At 71.0% G+C, this 19,324-nt stretch carries 17 protein-coding genes and 1 pseudogene; 8 read left to right on the top strand and 10 right to left on the bottom strand.

Annotation, left to right across the window (positions count from 1 at the left end):
- The first annotated feature begins 66 nt into the window (after window positions 1-66).
- Entirely contained in the window at window positions 67-240 is a 174-nt protein-coding gene (locus tag ACIQBL_RS01760) for a hypothetical protein (protein ID WP_401935662.1), read from the top strand.
- Here the strand turns inward: ACIQBL_RS01760 and ACIQBL_RS01755 are convergent.
- A complete protein-coding gene (locus ACIQBL_RS01755) occupies window positions 218-571 on the bottom strand; it encodes a hypothetical protein (RefSeq protein WP_401935660.1) in 354 nt (117 codons plus the stop codon). The genes ACIQBL_RS01760 and ACIQBL_RS01755 overlap by 23 nt on opposite strands.
- Before the next feature lie 414 nt (window positions 572-985).
- Here ACIQBL_RS01755 and ACIQBL_RS01750 point away from each other — a divergent pair, with 414 nt between their 5' ends.
- Entirely contained in the window at window positions 986-2,068 is a 1,083-nt protein-coding gene (locus ACIQBL_RS01750) for an NlpC/P60 family protein (RefSeq protein ID WP_401935658.1), read from the top strand.
- A 13-nt stretch (window positions 2,069-2,081) separates the two neighbouring features.
- Here the strand turns inward: ACIQBL_RS01750 and ACIQBL_RS01745 are convergent, their stop codons facing one another.
- Together ACIQBL_RS01745 and ACIQBL_RS01740 are read right to left on the bottom strand one after the other, a co-directional pair.
- Entirely contained in the window at window positions 2,082-2,801 is a 720-nt protein-coding gene (locus ACIQBL_RS01745; RefSeq protein ID WP_401935656.1) for a LuxR C-terminal-related transcriptional regulator, read from the bottom strand.
- Window positions 2,798-4,090, bottom strand: coding sequence for a PspC domain-containing protein (locus ACIQBL_RS01740; protein ID WP_401935654.1), 1,293 nt, complete (start codon window positions 4,088-4,090; stop codon window positions 2,798-2,800). Before ACIQBL_RS01740 ends, ACIQBL_RS01745 begins: the two co-directional genes overlap by 4 nt.
- A gap of 155 nt (window positions 4,091-4,245) precedes the next feature.
- Between ACIQBL_RS01740 and ACIQBL_RS01735 the strand changes: the two genes are divergently transcribed.
- Together ACIQBL_RS01735 and ACIQBL_RS01730 are read left to right on the top strand one after the other, a co-directional pair.
- Window positions 4,246-5,667 (top strand): PspC domain-containing protein, encoded by a 1,422-nt coding sequence (locus ACIQBL_RS01735; protein ID WP_401935652.1) that lies wholly within the window; start codon window positions 4,246-4,248, stop codon window positions 5,665-5,667.
- On the top strand, window positions 5,654-5,896 hold the full coding sequence (locus tag ACIQBL_RS01730) for a hypothetical protein (RefSeq protein WP_401935651.1): 243 nt from the start codon (window positions 5,654-5,656) through the stop codon (window positions 5,894-5,896). Before ACIQBL_RS01735 ends, ACIQBL_RS01730 begins: the two co-directional genes overlap by 14 nt.
- Here the strand turns inward: ACIQBL_RS01730 and ACIQBL_RS01725 are convergent, their stop codons facing one another.
- A complete protein-coding gene (locus tag ACIQBL_RS01725) occupies window positions 5,897-6,427 on the bottom strand; it encodes a DoxX family protein (RefSeq protein ID WP_401935649.1) in 531 nt (176 codons plus the stop codon).
- A 134-nt stretch (window positions 6,428-6,561) separates the two neighbouring features.
- Window positions 6,562-7,842 carry a hypothetical protein gene (locus ACIQBL_RS01720; RefSeq protein ID WP_401935647.1) on the bottom strand — a complete coding sequence of 427 codons (1,281 nt, stop codon included), beginning with the start codon at window positions 7,840-7,842 and terminating at the stop codon, window positions 6,562-6,564.
- A 218-nt stretch (window positions 7,843-8,060) separates the two neighbouring features.
- Here ACIQBL_RS01720 and ACIQBL_RS01715 point away from each other — a divergent pair, with 218 nt between their 5' ends.
- Complete coding sequence (locus ACIQBL_RS01715) at window positions 8,061-8,954, top strand: DUF4429 domain-containing protein (protein ID WP_401935645.1); 894 nt, start codon at window positions 8,061-8,063, stop codon at window positions 8,952-8,954.
- 20 nt (window positions 8,955-8,974) lie between these two features.
- On the opposite strand, the gene ACIQBL_RS01710 is transcribed toward ACIQBL_RS01715, so the two are convergent.
- Entirely contained in the window at window positions 8,975-9,769 is a 795-nt protein-coding gene (locus ACIQBL_RS01710) for a class II aldolase/adducin family protein (RefSeq protein ID WP_401935644.1), read from the bottom strand.
- Between the two features lie 119 nt (window positions 9,770-9,888).
- Here ACIQBL_RS01710 and ACIQBL_RS01705 point away from each other — a divergent pair, with 119 nt between their 5' ends.
- Window positions 9,889-10,362, top strand: coding sequence for a pyridoxamine 5'-phosphate oxidase family protein (locus ACIQBL_RS01705; RefSeq protein ID WP_401935642.1), 474 nt, complete (start codon window positions 9,889-9,891; stop codon window positions 10,360-10,362).
- 13 nt (window positions 10,363-10,375) lie between these two features.
- Here ACIQBL_RS01705 and guaA read toward each other — a convergent pair whose 3' ends face one another.
- Complete coding sequence (guaA, locus tag ACIQBL_RS01700) at window positions 10,376-11,944, bottom strand: glutamine-hydrolyzing GMP synthase (RefSeq protein ID WP_401935640.1); 1,569 nt, start codon at window positions 11,942-11,944, stop codon at window positions 10,376-10,378.
- 468 nt (window positions 11,945-12,412) lie between these two features.
- Here guaA and ACIQBL_RS01695 point away from each other — a divergent pair.
- Window positions 12,413-12,673, top strand: a pseudogene (locus ACIQBL_RS01695) (chorismate mutase); the annotation flags it as partial.
- A 641-nt stretch (window positions 12,674-13,314) separates the two neighbouring features.
- Here ACIQBL_RS01695 and ACIQBL_RS01690 read toward each other — a convergent pair.
- Window positions 13,315-14,484 carry a hypothetical protein gene (locus ACIQBL_RS01690; RefSeq protein WP_401935639.1) on the bottom strand — a complete coding sequence of 390 codons (1,170 nt, stop codon included), beginning with the start codon at window positions 14,482-14,484 and terminating at the stop codon, window positions 13,315-13,317.
- Between the two features lie 176 nt (window positions 14,485-14,660).
- Between ACIQBL_RS01690 and ACIQBL_RS01685 the strand changes: the two genes are divergently transcribed.
- Entirely contained in the window at window positions 14,661-15,671 is a 1,011-nt protein-coding gene (locus tag ACIQBL_RS01685) for a cell wall protein (RefSeq protein WP_401935637.1), read from the top strand.
- 114 nt (window positions 15,672-15,785) lie between these two features.
- Here the strand turns inward: ACIQBL_RS01685 and ACIQBL_RS01680 are convergent, their stop codons facing one another.
- Window positions 15,786-17,564 (bottom strand): GMC oxidoreductase, encoded by a 1,779-nt coding sequence (locus ACIQBL_RS01680; protein ID WP_401935635.1) that lies wholly within the window; start codon window positions 17,562-17,564, stop codon window positions 15,786-15,788.
- A gap of 72 nt (window positions 17,565-17,636) precedes the next feature.
- A complete protein-coding gene (locus ACIQBL_RS01675; protein WP_401935633.1) occupies window positions 17,637-19,268 on the bottom strand; it encodes a succinic semialdehyde dehydrogenase in 1,632 nt (543 codons plus the stop codon).
- Window positions 19,269-19,324 lie beyond the last annotated feature (56 nt).

The following is a 19,324-nucleotide window of genomic DNA, read 5'->3' as shown; positions in this document are numbered from 1 at the left end:
TGGCTCCTTAGCGGGCCCCGGCCGCGCTACGACGTGCGCCGCTGGTCGACGGTGTTCCCGCTGGGGATGACGGCGGCGACCACGCTCTCCGTGGGCACCGCCTTGGACGTCTCGTGGCTGCGGACGCCCCGGGAGGTGGTGCTGTGGATCGCGGTGGCGGCCTGGCCGGTGGTCGCCGCGGGGACGGTCCGGTTCTCCCTCGCCGCCACGTCCGGGGTCACGTCCACAGGACCGCGATGAAGATGTTCACCATGGTGAGCCCGCCCACCAGCGCGAACTGACTCTTGTCGACGGTCTCCTCGTCCCGCTTCACATAGACGAGCCCGAGGATCACGATCAGCAGCGCGAGCTTGACGCCGATCTTGATGTTGTTGACGTGCTGATCGTCGGCCTGGTTGAGGCCGACCAGGATCGCGCCGGTGACCAGCATGGTCAGCGCGCCGTGCAGCATGCCGGGGACGAAGCGGGCCGTGCCCTGGCCCATCGCCTTCATCTGGGTGAGGAAACCGCCGAGCAGCGCCGCGATGCCGATGATGTGCAGGCCGACGAAGAGATGGATGAGTACGCCCATGGGGCCGGAGCCTAATCAGGGTCTCCGGGGCCGACCGACACCGCCCCTCTTTAGCGGCTCCCCGACCTTGCATATATGCGGCCCATAGCACCGCGCCGTTCCCCGCCGCGCCGGAACCGCCCCATCGGTCAGCGCACCGCGTCAAGTCGGCGGCCCCGGACCGGGATCGCGGTCACTCACGGCCATTTCTCGATCACCTCACGTCAGTTCCGTACATGCGTTACCGGGCCGTCATCGTCAGGTTTAGCGTCCTCCACCAGGTGACCGGCTCCCCACCGCCGCCCGGACCAGGGGCGGCCGTCGGACACCACCGCCGAGAAGGTCCGGCGGCGGCCCGCTCCCCCTGTGCGGGCCGCCGCCGGACGCGCAACCGCCCGCTCCCCCGGCGGTCGTACGAAAGGACGTGCAGTCCACGTGGCAGCGCACCGCAAGCCCCGACAGCGCTCGCTCAGCGGCAATACGGCCCGTACGGCCGCCACGATCGCCCTGGCGGGCGCGGCGACGGCGACGGGCTTCGACGGAACCTCGCACGCCGAGCCCCAGCTGACACCGACGCAGGTCAAGGCCAAGGTGGACCAGCTGTACCAGGAGGCGGAGGTCGCGACCGAGAAGTACGACGGCGCGAAGGAGAAGGCGGACGCGGCCGAGAAGAAGCTGGGCACCCTGCGGGACGAGGCGGCACGCAGGACGGAGAAGCTCAACTCGGCCCGGGAGGCGCTGGGTCATGTCGCCGCGGCGCAGTACCGCAGCGGCGGGATCGACCCTTCGGTGCAGCTCCTGCTCTCCGACGACCCCGAACAGTATCTGGACGGCGCCGAGTTCGCCGACCGGGTGGGCCACCGGCAGACGGCGGCCGTCGCCCTCGTACGGCAACAGCTGCGGGAGATCGAGCAGTTGCGCGGCGCCGCGCACATCGAGCTGACCTCGCTGAAGTCACGCCAGGCGGAGCTCGGCAGGCAGAAGAAGACCATCAACGGGAAGCTGGACCAGGCACGCCGCCTGCTGTCCGGACTGACCCCGCAGCAACGGGCCCAGGTCGGGGACGGCACGACCGGCGGCGGCACAGGACGCGCGTCACGGTCCTCCACGACGGCACGGGGCGCACTGGCCGCGCCCAGCTCCTCCGCCGCCGCGGCCGACGCCCCCGACTCCCGTGCGGCGGCTGCCGTTTCCTACGCCTACCAGAAGCTCGGCAGCCCCTACGTCTGGGGCGCCACGGGCCCCAACGCCTTCGACTGCTCCGGCCTCGTCCAGGCCGCCTACAACTCCGCCGGGGTCTCCCTCCCCCGCACGACCTACGCCCAGATCAACGCCGGCCAGCGGGTCTCCCGGTCCGAACTGCGCCCCGGCGACCTGGTGTTCTTCTACTCCGGCATCAGCCACGTCGGCATCTACGTCGGCGACGGCCAGATGATCCACGCCCCGAACCCGACGGCTCCGGTACGGCTGGCACCGATCGACCAGATGCCGTTCGCGGGGGCGACCCGCGTGGTGTGAACTCCCTTACGGGTCACACCAGTCGGCGGGCCGTCGCCCAGCGCGTCAACTCGTGCCGGTTCGACAGCTGGAGCTTCCTCAGCACCGCCGAGACATGGGACTCGACCGTCTTCACCGAGATGAACAGCTGCTTGGCGATCTCCTTGTAGGCATAGCCGCGCGCGATGAGGCGGAGCACCTCGCGCTCGCGCTGGGTGAGGCGGTCGAGGTCCTCGTCGACCGGCGGGGCGTCGGTCGACGCGAACGCGTCGAGGACGAACCCGGCCAGGCGCGGGGAGAAGACCGCGTCGCCCTCCTGGACCCGGAAGATCGAGTTGACGAGGTCCGTGCCGGTGATCGTCTTGGTGACGTAGCCGCGCGCACCGCCGCGGATCACGCCGATCACGTCCTCCGCCGCGTCCGACACGGACAGGGCGAGGAAGCGGACGGGCTGCTCGGCGTCACTCATCAACGGGGCGCAGCGGCGCAGGACTTCGACCCCGCCGCCGCCCGGGAGGTGGACATCCAGGAGGACCACCTCGGGGCGGGTCGCGGTGATGACCGTGACCGCCTGGTCGACGTCCGCGGCCTCGCCGACCACCTCGACACCGGTCTCCTCGGTGCGGCCGATCTCGGCCTGGACTCCCGTACGGAACATGCGGTGGTCGTCGACGAGGACCACGCGCACGTGACGCCCGCCCGCGCTCCCGCCGGTCGGCTCCGCCGGTTCGTTCGTCTCGGTCGTGTCGCTCATGACGTCTTCTCCGCCCTCTCCATCTCCAACTCGACCTCGGTACCGCCGTCCGGCACCGCGCGCAGGCGTGCCGTACCGCCGTGGCGCTCCATACGGCCGATGATCGATTCTCTGACGCCCATGCGGTCGGCGGGTATCGAGTCGAGGTCGAAGCCCGGTCCGCGGTCGCGGACGGACACGAAGACCTTCTTCCCCTCCACCTCGGCGTAGACCTGCACGGCGCCGCCCTCGCCACCGTACTTGGCCGCGTTCACCATCGCCTCGCGCGCGGCCTGCATCTGGGCACCGATCCCGTCGTCGAGCGGGCAGTCGCCGACGATCACGACCTCGATGGGGACGCCGTGCTTGTCCTCGACCTCCGCCGCACTGCGCCGCACCGCCTCGGCGAGCGTGTCGGGTTCGTCGGCCTCGTCCTTGCCGGTGCCCTCCGGTTTGTAGAGCCAGGCACGCAGATCGCGCTCCTGGGCACGGGCCAGGCGGCGCACCTCGCTGGGGCTCTCCGCGTTGCGCTGGATCAGGGTCAGGGTGTGCAGCACGGAGTCGTGGACATGGGCGGCGACCTCGGCGCGCTCCTGGGCGCGGATGCGCATCAGCCGCTCCTCGGACAGGTCCTGGGTCATCCGCACGAGGTACGGGCCGGCGAGCAGCGTGATGCCGACGAGGACCGCGAGGGCCGCCTGGAGGACCGAGCCGAGGTGGTCGGCGGAGCCCTGCAGCACGAAGATCGCGGTGGCACCGGCGGTGACCAGCAGGACCCCGCCGCCCGCGCGCAGCAGGCTGAGCGTACGGCGGCGGCTGCCGACCTCGGCCCAGCGCGCCCGGCGGGCGTTGTCCGCCTGGCGCCAGACGAGGGCGACGCCCGCGCCGACGAGGACGGTCGGGAAGAGATAGGCCTTGGCGCCACTGCCCAGATTCACATTGCCGACGAAGACCAGCGCGACGACGACCATGAGGAGCAGGGCGACGATCTGGCCCTTGTCCGGCTTGCGGGCGACGAGTCTGCGGCGGCCGTCCGGCGAGGTCTCGGTGGAGACGAGAGAGGGGGGCCGCTGACCGGCGACACCGCCGACACCGAGCGGCACGAAGAACCAGAACGAGGCGTACAGCAACGCGCCGAGTCCGTCCGCGAGGAACAGCCCCACGAAGACCAGCCGCACCCAGATCACCGGCAGCCCGAGATGCCCGGCGAGCCCCCGCGCCACACCACCGAGCCAGCGTCCGTCACTGCTGCGGTAGAGCTTGCGCGGCGGCCGCGGGTCCTCGACTGGCAATGCTGCGGCGTCCGGCATGCCACCGATGTTCACACGCCCCGCCGTCCGGAGCATCAGGGTCGACCCCCGAGACTCCCCTGATCTTCGAAAACGACCCGCCGCGGGCGGATTTCAGGGTTCGGCCAGGGTCGTCCCGACTGCCATCGGCGGCTCGCGCCGGGCAGCATGGACGCATGACAGATCACGAGCACGCCGCGACGGGTCCGGGACCCGGCTCCGGCCCGCGCCCGCGAGCGGGCGGCGGGCCGCGGGACGCCGTGCCCGCCGCGGGTGCCGCGTCGGCGCCGGGTGCCGCACCCGGCGACTCGACCGCGGTCGCGCCCCCGCACCGGTTCCGGCGGGACCGGCGGTTCAAGGTGCTCGCGGGGGTGTGCGCGGGGCTCGGGCGGCAGTGCGACATGGACCCGGTGATCTTCCGGATCACGCTCGCCGTGCTGTCGGCGACGGGCGGCATCGGCCTCATCTTCTATGGCTTCGCCTGGCTCTTCGTCCCGTACGACGACGAGGAGGAGAACGAGGTCCGCAAGCTCTTCACCGGCCGCGTCGACGGCCAGGCCCTGGCGGCCGTGCTGTTCGCGCTGGTCGGCTGCGGGGTGTTCCTGTCGATGCTGAGCAACGCCAGCGTGCTGACCTTCGCCGTCGTCCTCTCCCTCCTGCTGGCGGGCGCGGGGTACTGGTCGCAGCAGCGCGGCGCCCCCGACCCCGACCCGCTGGCCGCGCAGGCCGTCGCCGACGCCCCGCCGGAGGCCCAGGCGCCGCCGGTGCCGGCCGCCTACCCCTCCTGGTGGCGCGATCCAATCGTCAAGGACGGCACGCACGTCGGTGGCACGGGCTATCTGTGGGGCCCGGGAGACTCCCGCGACCGTGACATCGCGGACGTGATCGACATCCGCCTCGGCCCCTCGTACCCGCACTGGCGGGAGGATCAGCGGCCCCCGCGCCCGGCACCCCCGAGGCCGCGTGGCCCGCGGTGGATCGGCGGCTGGGTGTTCCTCCTCGCGCTGCTCGCGGGTGGCCTCGGCACCGCCGCGAAGTGGGACGACCAGGCGCTCGGCACCAGCCTTCAGGCGGGCCTGGCCTGTGCGCTCGTCGTGTTCGGCCTGGGGATCGCGCTCAGCGCGTTCCTGGGGCGTACGGGGGCGGGCTCGGTGTTCCTGGCGATCGTCACCGCCGGTCTGCTGGCCGCGTCGGCGGCGCTGCCCAAGGACCTCACCACCCACTGGGACCGCGTCACGTGGCAGCCCACGGCGGTGGCCGAGGTCCAGCAGAAGTACGACCTGGGGAACGGGGTGGGCACGCTCGACCTGACCGGGCTGCGACTGGCCAAGGGGCAGACGGTCGCCACGGACGCCGAGGTGGGCGTCGGGCACCTGAAGGTGATCGTGCCGTCGGACGTGACGGTGAAACTGAGTGTGGACGTGGGCGTCGGGGACATCCAGTTGCCCGGTGACGACAAGAAGGACGTGGACGTGGAGCCGGGCAAGCACAAGCAGGTCACTCTGTCCCCGGCGACGGGCGTCAAGAGCACCGGCACGGTGGATCTGGACCTCCACGTCGGCGTCGGACAGGCGGAGGTCAGCCGTGCTGCGTCATGAGTTCCAGCCCGGGAAGCTGGTCGCCGGTCTCTTCCTCGTCGCCGCGGGCGTGCTCTACGCCGGGGACGCGGGCGGGCTGTGGGTGACCGAGTGGTTCGCGGTGATCCCCCTCGTCACGGTCGGCCTGATCCTGGCCGGTGTGGCGGCGGGCATCAACGGGGCGGTCCGCAGACGCCGAAAGGTCGGCCGTCCGAGCACGGCCGACCCCGGTCCTGAGATATCCGGCTGACTACCGGTAGCCTCCCGCCCGCTGCCTTCGCCTCGCGCGTAGCGCCGCGTCCAGGGAGAACACGGAGGCGCCCGCGAGGACGAGGGGCAGCCAGGCCATCAGGTAGGCGAGATCGTTGCCGTAGTAGTACGGGTCGGACTGCCAGCTCACGGTCAGCCACAGGCTGAGCGAGATCAGCGCGCCGCCGAGTGCGGCGAGGCGGGCCAGGAGGCCGATCAACGTGCCGATACCGACGGCGAGTTCGCCGAAGGCGATGGCGTAGCCGAAGCCGACGGGGTTCTTCAGGGACAGGTCGACCAGGGCCGGGATCGCCGAGGAGTCACGGACCGCGCGCATCGTCTCGCCGACCGAGCCGGCGCCGGAGGACTTCATGAAGGCACTGTCGGTGAGTTTGTCCAGGCCGGCGTAGATGAAGGTGACGCCGAGAAAGACGCGCAGGGGAAGCAGGGCATATCGGGTGGCGGTGTCCCGCCAGCTCCGATCGCCGTCGAGGTACGGGGTTTGCGTATCCATCCGAGTGCCGTGAGTCATCGCCCTTAGCCGCCTCTCGCCCGCCGTGCCGTGACCCCTCAACAGACCATACGTACGAATAGGGGGACCCGCTCAACCATGAGTCAGCCAGTTTTTTCCAGCTCCGGCCCGTATCCACTCGTACAGGAGTCCGGTCAGTCCGTCACCTCGACCACGCACGCGTTCGTCTCCACGCCCGCCGCCGTCACGACCTGTACCTCGACGCGGCCGGGTTCCACGTCGACCGGGACGGGGACGGTCAGAAGGGTGTCCGTGGGGTTGGAGAAGCCGCCGGTGACCGGGACGAGAGGGACGTGGACGTTGACCGGGCCGATGCGGACGACCATGCGGGAGAGCCGGTCGGCGGTCTGGGCGCCGGGGGGTACGAAGCCGGCGCCGCGGATCTCGATGTCGTCGCCGGTGCGGATGGGGGCGTCGAGATCGCCGGCCTCGCGGGAGCGCACCACCGAGAGGATGACCGGACGGCCGCCCTCCGCGTACTTGCCGGCCAGGTATGTCGCGGCTGAGATCAGTACTACAACCGCCAACCCCCAGGGCAGGTCGGGCAGTTGGTCGGGGCGGCGGGCCAGGCGGACGGCGACGAAGACAAGGGCGACGGCGCTGATCGCGACGTACTGGATGTCGGCGAAGGTGCCGCGGCCCGCGTCGTCGGTGAGGAGGTCGGCCGCGCGGGGGCGGTCGGCGGGGAGCTTCTGGAGGCGCTGGCCGAGGACGCGCAGGCCGACGACCCGGCGGACGAGCACGGCGATCGCGCAGACCACGGCGAGGACGGTCACCACACCGGCGCCCCGGGCGAGTTCGAGGCCGGAGATGAGGGCGTCGCGTTCGGCGTGGTCGGAGGCGGCGGCGAGGCGGCCGGCCAGGACCAGCACCGCGTACGCCACGAACAGCACCCAGGACACGGCCACGGCACGAGAGGTCGACAGCCGGTTGTCCTCACCGATGACCGGGGCGAGCGCCCCGCCGCGCGCCCGGTGGAACCAGGAGGCGGCCGTCACCGCGCCGGCGACCACGAGCGCGGCCAGCATCCCGGCCGTGCGTGCCGCCGTCCAGCCCGCGCCGATCGCGGTGAACGACTGCACCAGGAGCAGCACCACGAAGGCGCCCCACACCGCGAACGCCGTGCGGTGCCACAGGCGCGCCAGCCAGGCGCCGCCCTCGGCCCGGCCGCGTTCGGCGACGGCGTCGGCGGACTGGGTCAGTTCGTCCGACACCCACTGCCGGGAGGCGGACGCCGAGTGCGCCACCGCCGCCGGCAGCCCCTCCCCGGCCGCGAAGCCGTCCCGCTTGACGAGGAACGCGGCGACCGCGCGCCGATGCCCCTCGCGTGCCCCGTGCGGGCAGTCCCCGCAGGCACAGCCGCCTCCGTGGGCACCGGCATGCTCGCCGCCCTGTCTCGCCTCCTGCACCGCCACGCCCGACGCCTGCCTTCCCCATGACCCTCATGGACCTCGGCCCGCGACCCCGGGCCCTGACGTTCGGCGGCCGGCTCCGAAGCCTTTGGCCACCGCCTTGCAACTCCCGCACGACAACAGCGGATTGTGCCCTACGGGACACGGCCCGCGTCCGGCAGGTCTGGTCAGCGCGGGTGAAGTGAGCGCCGCCGTGTTGACCCGGCTGCGAGAATTCGCGTATGGCCGAGATCATCCAGCGCGACGGGACCTGGGCCTTCGACGGCACAACGGTCCGTATCACGCCGGGACTTCACCGCTCCGTGCCACTGTTCCGGCAGACGTACGGCGAGATCGCGGTGCCCCTCGAAGCCGTCGCGGGCGTCGTCTACGAACCCGAACGCAAACGTGGCCGACTGCGTCTGAGACTGCGCGAGGGCGCCGACCCGCTGCTGCAGGCGACCGGCGGACGGCTGCCGGACCCGGCGGATCCGTACCGGCTGATCGTGGACATCGACCGGTCCGGGGTCGCCGAGTACGTGGCGGAGGAGATCCGGCACGCGCTGCTCCTCGACCAGATCCCCAAGGAACCCACCAAGGCCTATCTCCTCCCCGGCCCGCCGGTCCCGGTCTCCGTCCGCTCCTCCGACGGCACGGTGTCCTTCGACGGCGCCCAGGTGCGCATCGACTGGGCCGACACCTCCGAGCGCGTCAAGCGCGCGACCGGGCCGCGGATAGTCGCCGTGGGCGATCTCGTCCAGGTGGAGTGGCTGCCCAACTCCGGTTACGAAGACGGGTTCATGCGGTTCGTGACGCGCGAGACCGTGTTCTCCAAACTGCCGCCGGAGAAGGACCCGTACGCCCTCGATCTGTGGGGCAGCACCCGCCGTGATCTGCTCACCGCGCTGGTGGCGACGGCGGTGACCGCGCGGCTGCCGCATCCGTCGGTCCGGGAACTCGACAACGGGGAGTTCCCGGACCGCTCTCGGCGGTTGGCCACTGTTCCGCCTCCGGCCGACCATCACGACGTACTCCTGCGCAGACTGCGGGAGTTGGGCGAGCTGCACCGGGAAGGGGTGCTCACGGACGAGGAGTTCAGGATGACCAAGGCGGCCGTGCTGCGGGGATTCAACTGAGCCGCGTCGACCGGTCGGCGTCAGCTGAGGAGGTCCGGTTCGGTGCGGCTGATGTCCTGCCACAGGGGCTGGTAGTTGATCCAGGCGACGAGGTCGCCGCCGGTCTGTTCGCGGGTGGCGACGGCGAGTTTGTGGTCGATGAGAATGGGTCTGCCGGCCGCCTTGGCGAGGAGCTGGACCTGGCAGGAGCGTTCCATGGACAGGAACCACCAGGCCGCCGCGTCCACGGAGTCGCCCACGGTGAGCAGTCCGTGGTTGCGCAGCACGAGCGCCTTGCGCGAGCCGAGTCCGGCGGCGATGCGTTTGCCCTCCTCGGCGTCGACGGAGACGCCGCTGTAGGCGTCGTAGAGCGCGTGGTCCTCGTAGAAGGCGCAGCTCTCCTGGCTGATCGGGTCGAGGAAGTCGCCGAGGGCGGAGAGGGCGCGGCCGTGCACGGAGTGGCAGTGGGCGACCGCGACGACGTCCGGGCGGGCGGCGTGGACCTGGGAGTGCACGGTGAAGGCGGCCTGGTTGACGTGGTGGCGGCCCTGGAGGACCTGGCCGTCCGAGTTGGCCAGCACCAGATCGCTCACGGTGACGTGCCGGAAGGGCATCCCGAAGGGGTTGACCCAGAAGCAGTCGCTGAACTCGGGGTCGCGGGCGGTGATGTGCCCCGAGACCCCGTCCTCGAAGCCGAGCCGGCCGAACAGGCGCAGGGCGCCCGCGAGCCGTTCCTTGCGGTGCCGGCGTTCGTCCTCGACCGACTCGTGCATCGGCGGCATGGCGAACTGCAGCCGGTCGGTGGACAGGGGGGAGGGCGGCGTCGGCCCGGGCATCGGTCCTCCAGCACTGGGGTTGTTGTAAGGGCGAGAAGTTACCGCCGGTCGGTCGAAAAGGGCAGTGCCGGTCTGTAAAGAGGACAGAGGATGTCTGTTATCGGCGGAACACTCGCCGTATGACAGCGAACTGGGCCGCTTTCACCGCCGCCGAACCTGACCTCGCCGCGACCGTCGAGGAGCGCTTCGGGGCCTTCACCCACCATGTTCTCGCGACCCTGCGCAAGGACGGGTCACCCCGTACCACCGGGCTGGAAGTGCGCTTCCTGGACGGTGAGTTGTGGCTCGGGATGATGCCCGACTCGCTGAAGGCGCTGGATCTGCGGCGGGACCCGCGGTTCGCGCTCCAGGCGAATCCGGGGGCGGGTACGGAGATGGGCGGCGGGGATGTGCGGGTCACCGGGCGGGCGGTGGAGGTCACCGACGCCGGGGTGAAGGGGGCGTACAGCAAAGAGGTGGAACCGCCGGAGCTGTTCCACCTCTTCCGCACCGAGCTGACGGAGGTCGTGCGGACCTACGTCGAGGACGAGACGTACCTGGTCGTGCAGGTCTGGACGCCTGGAGCGGCGGTGCGCACCGTCAAGCGGACCTGAGCCCCAAGAAGGCTCACTCCCACTCGATGGTCCCCGGCGGCTTCGACGTGACGTCGAGGACGACCCGGTTGACGTCGGCGACCTCGTTCGTGATGCGGGTCGAGATCTTCGCGAGGACCTCGTACGGCAGGCGGGACCAGTCGGCCGTCATGGCGTCCTCGCTGGAGACCGGGCGCAGGACGATCGGGTGGCCGTAGGTGCGGCCGTCGCCCTGGACGCCGACGCTGCGGACGTCGGCGAGGAGGACCACCGGGCACTGCCAGATGTCGCGGTCGAGGCCGGCCGCCGTCAGTTCCTCGCGGGCGATGGCGTCCGCGTCGCGGAGCAGGTCGAGGCGCTCCTTGGTGACCTCGCCGACGATGCGGATGCCGAGGCCGGGGCCGGGGAAGGGCTGGCGCTGGACGATCTCGTCCGGGAGGCCCAGCTCCTGGCCGACCATCCGGACCTCGTCCTTGAAGAGCTTGCGGAGAGGCTCGATCAGCTTGAATTCGAGGTCTTCCGGGAGTCCGCCCACGTTGTGGTGCGACTTGATGTTGGCCGTGCCGGTGCCGCCGCCCGACTCGACGACGTCCGGGTAGAGCGTGCCCTGCACCAGGAACGCGACCTCGGGGCCCTCGTCCGCGATGATCTCGGCCTGCGCCTGCTCGAACACGCGGATGAACTCGCGGCCGATGATCTTCCGCTTCTGCTCGGGGTCGGAGACCCCGGCGAGCGCGCCGAGGAACCGCTCCTCCGCGTCCACGACGACGAGCTTGACGCCGGTCGCGGCCACGAAGTCCTTCTCGACCTGCTCGGTCTCGCCCTTGCGCATCAGACCGTGGTCGACGTAGACGCAGGTCAGCTGGTCGCCGATGGCGCGGGCGACGAGCGCGGCGGCTACGGCGGAGTCGACACCGCCGGACAGGCCGCAGATCGCGCGCTTGTCGCCGACCTGCTCGCGGATGAGGGCGACCTGCTCGTCGATGACGTTGCCGGTCGTCCAGTCCGGGGTGAGGCCCGCGCCCCGGTACAGGAAGTGCTCCAGGACCTGCTGGCCGTGCGTGGAGTGCATGACCTCGGGGTGGTACTGGACGCCGTAGAGCTTCTTCTCGTCGTTCTCGAAGGCGGCGACCGGGACGACGTCCGTGGACGCGGTGACCGTGAAGCCCTCGGGGGCGGCGGAGCAGGCGTCGCCGTGCGACATCCAGACGGACTGCTCGTCGGGGGTGCCTTCGAAGAGGGTGGAGGAGGAGCGGGAGACGTGCAGTGGCGTACGGCCGTACTCGCGGGCGCCGGTGTTGTCGACCGTGCCGCCCAGGGTCGTGGCCATCAGCTGGAAGCCGTAGCACATGCCGAAGACGGGGACGCCGGCGTCGAAGAGCGCGCGGTCCAGGCGGGGGGCGCCCTCCGCGTACACCGACGAGGGGCCGCCGGAGAGGATGATCGCCGCCGGGTTCTTGGCGAGCATCTCCGCGACCGGCATGGTGCTCGGCACGATCTCGCTGTAGACCCGGGCCTCGCGGACGCGGCGGGCGATGAGCTGGGCGTACTGCGCGCCGAAGTCGACGACCAGGACGGTGTCGGGGGCGGGGGTCGCTGACACGGGAGCGGGGCCTTCCGGCGGTGGGGCGGGGGGTCTGGGTACCGATTCTAACGGGGTCGGCGTCGGACACCTGGTCGTCCTGGGGGCTCCGCCCCCAGCCCCCCGGACCTGTGCCCACCCACCGCCCGACTCGGCGGGCTGGAAGGGGCACCGTCATCGGCCGGCTCGGTGGGCTGAAAGGGCACCGTCACCACGCGGCTCGGTGGGCTGGAAAGGCACCCTCGCCGCCCCACTCCGTGGGCTGGCAGGGCGCCCTCGGACCCCCCTCGAAAAACCCTGTGCCATACTCGCCCCATGCTCACGCACCCGACCTTCCTCTTTACCTATGGCAACCGGCCCGCCGGCTGCCATGGTCGTGCTGCTTGAGTTACTGACAAGCGACTTCCCAGGCGCCCCGGGCCGACAAGGCCCGGGGCGCCTGTCGTTTCCCGGGTCGGTCGGTCCTCGCGCTCCAGCCACAAGGAGCCCCGTATGAGCACCACCACCCCCGAACAGACCATCGCCGACGCCCGCGAGCGCATCGACGCGCTCGACGACCGGATCATCGGTCTCATCCAGGAACGGGTCGCCGTGTCCGCCGTCGTCCAGGAGACGCGGATCGCCTCCGGCGGCCGGCGCGTGCACCTGTCCCGTGAGAACGAGATCCTCAGCCACTACAGCGACGCCCTCGGCCGGCCCGGCACCGCCCTCGCCATGACGCTGCTCGAACTGTCCCGGGGGCGGATCTGAGTTCGAGCCCCGTCTCACCCGTACGGCGCGTGACCGCCGCGCGCACCGCTTCGTTGGTGGGGATGTCCGTGCCAGCCAGGGGCGGGCCCGAAAGAACCACGCGTGGCTCGCTGGGGCGATGAGACGTACGGATCGTGCCGTATGTCGTGGGACCTCGCTCCAGGGTCGTGACCGGACGGCAGGGGACAGCAGCCCGGTCACCCAAGAGAACGGTCGGCTCCGGGGACGCCCGGGGCCGCCCGGCGGAAACTGCAAAAATGCACAAAGGCGGATCGAACGGTTGCGAAGGCCGCGTCCATCCAGCACGATGCGTAGAGAGTCCCCGGGCCCCCTCCCGAGCCCCAAGTCCCCACGCAGTCAACCGCATTGCGGTGCACCGTCCCACTGCCAAAGGTCGAGACCAAGCGTGCGCCCCGCGTGCGCCGGGGCGCCGACCCAGGACACTGACCCGGAGCACTGACCCGGAGCACTCCAGACAACTTGAGACCAGCGGCGCAACCCCCCGGCGCCGCTTCCCAGGCACCGGCGCTGCCCTGACGTCGGTGCTGACGGAGAAGGGCCCCGCGGCTCCGTCCCGCGGGGCCCTTCGCTTCCGTTCACCTCAAGTCCAAGCCGCAGACCTCAGGTCCAAGCCGCAGACCTCAGGTCCGGCTCACCGTCCCGCAGGTCGCGTTGTCGCCCTGGCCGATGCTCTTGCTCCGGTCGTACGGGTCCGTCGTCGGGCCCGAGGGCGATGGGCCCGTGGGGGACGCGGCGTCGGAGTGGAACTCCGGGTGCAGATAGCCGTCGTAGACGTCGCAGGCCGAGTTGCCGAACTCCGCGTTGTAGGAGCTGAGGCTCAGCAGACCGGGGGTGACCTGGTAGCGGGCCGGGTCGAGGATCCGGACGTCGATCACCCGGCGGACGATGGTGCGGGCGACCTCGGTGGAGCCGTCGGTGCGGACCAGCGGGTAGACGAAGGTGTAGTCGGTGTGCACGGTGACGTCCCCGCGCGCGTCCTTCGCGAAGGTGATGCGTCCTCGCGTCTTCACGACCTTGCCGACCAGCCGTACGTCCTTGGGGGCGAAGCGGCTGAAGAGCATCGTGGGGTCCTGCGTCCTGCTCGGGGCGGCGAGGGACGCGTTCAGGTCGTCGAGCAGCTTGGGCTGTTTCGGGTCGAGTACCGCGAGGGCGGCGGACGGGCGGGCGCCACCGATCGTCTTCGGGTCGAGGTTGGCGGCGACGAGCAGGATCTTCGTCTCCTGGAGGGCCAGTTCGACCCGGTCCCTCGATATCGATCCCACGGCTTTCGCCTTCGGCAGGACGATGCCGGCCGCGCCGTCCGCCCAGTTCAGCGCGGGCGAACCGGCGAACGGCCGGTCCAGGGTGGGGGTTTGGGGGTCCACGGCGGAGGGCGCCGCGGTCGGGGCGGCGGTCTCCGGGGGGAGCGGGGACACCGAGGCGGCGGCATGACCGGCCTTGGCGAAGGGGTCGCCGGGCAGCAGCGACGGTCTCATCGCGACCACGGCGACGGCTATGGCGAGCGGGACACCGAGAACGGCCCACAGCCGACGCCTGCGCCGGGCCCGCCCGTTCATCTCCTGCCAGGCCGGACCGGTGCGCCAGCCCTCGGGCTGCTCGCCCTTCTTCAGCCGCTCGGTCACCTGGCGGGCGCGCGCGGACGGTTCCTTCTGGGCGGAGGCCCGGATGTCGCGCTCCGTGTCACGGGCGAACTTGTCCCAGACGTCGTCGGGGATCTCCGGGGTCGAGGACGGTTCCTCGGACGGTTTGTCAGACACCTGGTAGTTGTAGGCGTTCGAAAGCGTGTTCACAAGAAGAACCTGGGTGTGACACAGCCCACATAAGAGTTTGGTGAGAGTGAGCACAACCGTTCACAGGCTTCCCGGGTCTCACCTGCACAACCAAGGGCCACACCCGCGCCCCACACGCGGAGCCCTCCGCCCAGCGTGCCGCGCCTGCGCAGCACACCGGACTCCCCGAGGACTTCATGAAGCTTCGCCGTGCCATCGCCGCGGCCGCCGCGACCGCCGCCATCGCTCCGCTCGCCCTGCTGTCGGCGCCGGCCGCCTTCGCGGACGAGTCGTCCTCGCCGTCGGCGACGCCGACCGAGAGCGTGAGCGAGTCGCCGTCCGCGTCGCCGTCGGACACGACCTCGGCGACGCCGTCCGACTCCGCCTCGCCGTCCGGCAGCACGCTGCCGAGCGACTCGGCCTCGCCCTCGGCGAGCGCCAGCGCGTCCACGTCGGCCACGCCCTCCACCTCGGCCGAGCCGAGCGAGGAGCCGACGGACCCGGACGTGCCGTTCTGCGAGGACCTGGACGAGGACTTCTCCGACGCCAAGGTGTCCGCGGACATCAAGGGCCTGCCGGGCAAGATCGTCGCGGGCGACGGCTTCCACACCTTCGAGCTGACCGTCACCAACGACTCGAAGACCACGGTCGACGGCGTCGCCTTCTACGCCGAGGTCGAGAACTACGAGGTCGACGAGTCGAAGTTCCTGAGCCCGTACGTGGACCTGGAGTTCAAGAACCCCGAGTCCGGCTCCTGGGACCGCATCGGCGACGACGAGTGGGCCGGTGACTACTTCTTCTACGTCGACGCCCTGAAGTCCGGGAAGAGCGAGACCGTCGACCTGCGCGTCAGCATCAGCGCGAAGGCCCCGGCCGGCGACGCCTACTCCTTCGGCTCCGGCGCCTACCTCGACAACATCAAGGGCCAGGACTGCATCGCCGAGGGCTGGGCCGAGTACGACTTCGAGGTCCTGAAGGCCGGCTCCGCGAACCCCGCCCCGGGCACCGCCACGCCGGGCGACGGCGGCAAGGACACCTCGGTGAAGAGGCCGCAGGGCGAGGTCTCCGACCTGCCGACCGGCAACCTCGCCGCGACCGGCTCCAGTTCCGCGCTCCCGGTGATCGGCCTCGTGGGCGGTGCCGCGGTCGTCGCGGGCGCCGCCGCGGTGGTCATGGTGCGCCGCCGCAAGACCGGAGAGAGCGCCTGAACACCGGAGAGCGCGCCTGACACGTAGCTCGGCTCGACGAAGAAGGACCTGCGCTCGGAGGGGGGCGCAGGTCCTTCTGTTCGTGCTGAATGCCTTGCTACGGACAATGCTTCGCTACGGCTTCGGCGGCACCGTCGGCATCCCCAGGAACGGCAGCCTCAGCGCGCCGAACGCGCTCTCGGGGACCGCGGGTTGCCGCGGCTCCACCGGCTTCAGGCGTGCGTACGCCAGCCCCTGCTCCGGACGCGGGTCCGGCTCGCCCTTGTTGGGCCAGTACGACATCGCGCGCTCGGCCTGCGCCGTGATGGTGAGGGACGGGTTGACGCCGAGGTTCGCGGAGACCGCCGAGCCGTCGACGACCGAGATGCCGGCGTGGCCGTAGAGGCGGTGGTACGGGTCGATCACGCCGGTCTCGCGGGAGGCGCCGATGGGGCAGCCGCCGAGGAAGTGGGCGGTGAGCGGGGTGCCCATCAGTTCGCCGACGTTCGAGCCGGCGAAGCCGTTGATCTCGGCGGCGATGGCCGCCGCGCCCTCCGAAGCGGCCCTGATCTGCTTGGGGTTGGGGGCGCCGTGCCCCTGACGGGCCGTCAGCAGTCCCTTCCCCACGCCGTCCGGTTTCAGGTACGTCGTCAGGGAGTTGTCCAGCGACTGCATCACCAGGCCGATGATGGTCCGCTCGGACCAGCGGCGGTTGGAGAGGGAGCGCAGGACGAGGAGGGGGTGGCGGGCGGCGTTCGCCAGCCAGGCCAGTGCCCTCGACGAGCCCTCCGCGTAGGGGACTTGGAGTATGGAGAGGCCGCCCATCGAGTTGGAGCCCTTGCCGTAGCGGACCGGTTCGATGTGGGTGTTCCCGTCGGGGTGGATCGAGGACGTGATGGCGACTCCGCGCGTGAAGTCGACCTGCCGCTCGCCCGTCGCCTTGCGGTAACGGCGGTTGTTGGTCTGGGCGCCGACCAGCGCCTCCGAGTTGGTGCGGGTCAGTTCGCCCAACTTCTCGGAGAGGTAAGGCAGTTGGCCGCCCGCCTTCATGCGGTGCAGGAGGGTCTGGGTGCCGTAGGTGCCGGCGGCGAGGACGACCCGGCGGGCCTTGAAGGTCCTCCCCTCCGACGTGCGGCGCGCGTCGGTGGGCAGGGTGGCTATCGCGTAGCCGCCCTGCGAGTCGTCGGTGACCGACACGACCGTCGTCATCGGGTGGACCTCGGCGCCCGCCTTCTCGGCGAGGTAGAGGTAGTTCTCGTTGAGGGTGTTCTTGGCACCGTGCCGGCAGCCCGTCATGCACTCGCCGCACTCGGTGCACGCCGTGCGGTCCGGGCCCGCCCCGCCGAAGTACGGGTCCGCCACCTGCTCGCCCGGCCTGGCCTTCGTGGTGCCCTCGGCGTCCTCGCCGTCACCGAAGAAGACGCCGACCGGGGCCATGTGGAAGGTGTCGCCGACGCCCATCCGCTGGGCCGCGGCCTTCAGATGGACGTCGGACGGGGTCATCGTCGGGTTGAGCCGTACGCCGAGCATGCGGCGGGCCTGGTCGTAGTACGGGCCCAACTCCTCCTCCCAGTCGGTGATGTCGCGCCACTGGGGGTCCTCGAAGAACGGCTTCGGCGGGACGTACAGGGTGTTGGCGTAGTTCAGGGAGCCGCCGCCGACGCCTGCGCCGGCGAGGACCATGACGTTGCCGAGGAGGTGGATGCGTTGGATGCCGAACAGGTTGAGCTTGGGGGCCCACAGGTAGTTCTTGAGGTCCCAGGAGTTTTTCGGGAGGGTCGACGGGGTGAAGCGGCGGCCGGCTTCCAACACGCCGACGCTGTAGCCCTTTTCGGTCAGGCGGAGGGCGGTTACTGAACCACCGAAGCCGGAACCGACGACTATGACGTCGTAGTCGTAGGTGTCCTGGGGCACGTTGGCTCCTCTTTGAGTGTCCGTGCGGGTTGTGTGTGGCTGAGCGCGCAGTTCCCCGCGCCCCTGGGGTAACTACCGCAGCCTGAATGCCTTCATCACCCGGAGACTCGTGCTCATGAACTTCGCGTACGCCTCGTCGTCCATGCCCAGCGAGGGAGCCATCGGCAACAACCTTTGCTGGGCGACCGTTTGAGCCTCGGTGTACTTGAGGATGCCCTCGGAGCCGTGGCGGCGGCCGAGGCCGGAGTCCTTCATGCCGCCCATGGGGGACTGGACGCTGCCGTAGGCGGGGGCGTAGCCCTCGTTGACGTTGACCGTGCCGGTGCGGAGGCGGGCGGCGACCGCACGGCCGCGGCGGCCGTCCTTCGTCCAGACCGAGGAATTCAGGCCGTACGGCGTGGAGTTGGCCTGCTCCACCGCCTCGTCCTCGGTCTTGAAGCGGTAGATGGAGACGACCGGGCCGAAGGTCTCCTCGCCGCAGACCGACATGGGGGCCTCGACGCCGTCGAGGATGGTCGGCTCGAAGAAGTACGGGCCGATGTCCGGGCGGGCGACGCCGCCCGCGACGACCTTCGCGCCCTTCGCCACGGCCTCCTCCACGTGCCGGGTCACCGTCTCCAACTGCCGCTCCCCCACCAGCGATCCCATGTCGGCGCCGTACGCGAGGGACGTGCCGAGGCGCATGGCCTTGGTGCGGGCGGCGAAGCGGTCCAGGAAGGCGTCGGCGATCGACTCGTGTACGTACAACCGCTCGATGGAGATGCAGAGTTGGCCGGCGGAGGAGAAGCAGGCGCGGACGGCGCCCGCCGCCGCCTTCTCGATGTCGGCGTCCGCCAGGACCAACATGGCGTTCTTGCCGCCGAGTTCGAGGGAGACGCCGACCAGCCGGGCCGCCGCGCCCTGTGCGACCTCGCGGCCGGTGCGGGTGGAGCCGGTGAAGGAGACGTAGTCGGCGTGCTTGACGACCTCGGGGCCGACGACCGGGCCCTCGCCGAGGACGACCTGGAAGACGTCGGCGGGCAGACCGGCCTCGATGAGGAGGTCGCGGGCCCAGAGGGCGGTCAGGCAGGTCTCCGTGTCCGGCTTCATCACCACCGCGTTGCCCGCGACGAAGGCCGGGAGGGCGTCGCCGACGGAGAGTTCGAGGGGGTAGTTCCAAGGGGCGATCTGGCCGACCACCCCGCGGGGGTGGCGGAGTTCGGTGACCTTGGTCAGGGTCGGGACGGCGCCGGTGTGCCGCTTGGGGCGGAGGTAGGCGGGGGCCTTGCGGCCGTAGTGGCGGGCCGCGACGGCGACGGCCTGCACCTCCTCGTGCGCGTGCAGCCGCGCCTTGCCGGTCTCCAGCTGGATCAGGTCGAGGACCTCGGCCTGCCGGGCGAGCACGAGGTCGTGGAAGCGGAGCAGGACGGCCGCGCGCCGGCGTACCGGAGTCTGTTCCCACAGGGCCTGCGCGGCGCGGGCCGCGTCGAAGGCCTTCGCCACGTCCTCGGGGGTGGACTCGGGCAGGTCGGCGAGCTTCTCACCGGTGAACGGCGTGTGGTTGGCGGTCCGGCCGGAGCCGACCACACCCCTCGTGAGCTGGGCGACCAGCTCCGGGGTGACCACATCGGCGGCGGTACGGGCGCCTGTGGGAGCCGACGCGAGGGGGTTCGTGCCGGTCGTCGTTTCCGTACCGGTCTTTTCCGGGGCCTGCGAGTCCGTCATGTGCGGCAGGGTATGCCGCGACGGGAGGTTTGGGTACCCGTCGGTAATCGGGATTC

Source organism: Streptomyces sp. NPDC088350, from assembly GCF_044753545.1.
GTDB lineage: Bacteria > Actinomycetota > Actinomycetes > Streptomycetales > Streptomycetaceae > Streptomyces.
Note: the sequence above shows the minus strand (reverse complement) of the source record. Positions and strands in the feature narration are given on the sequence as shown.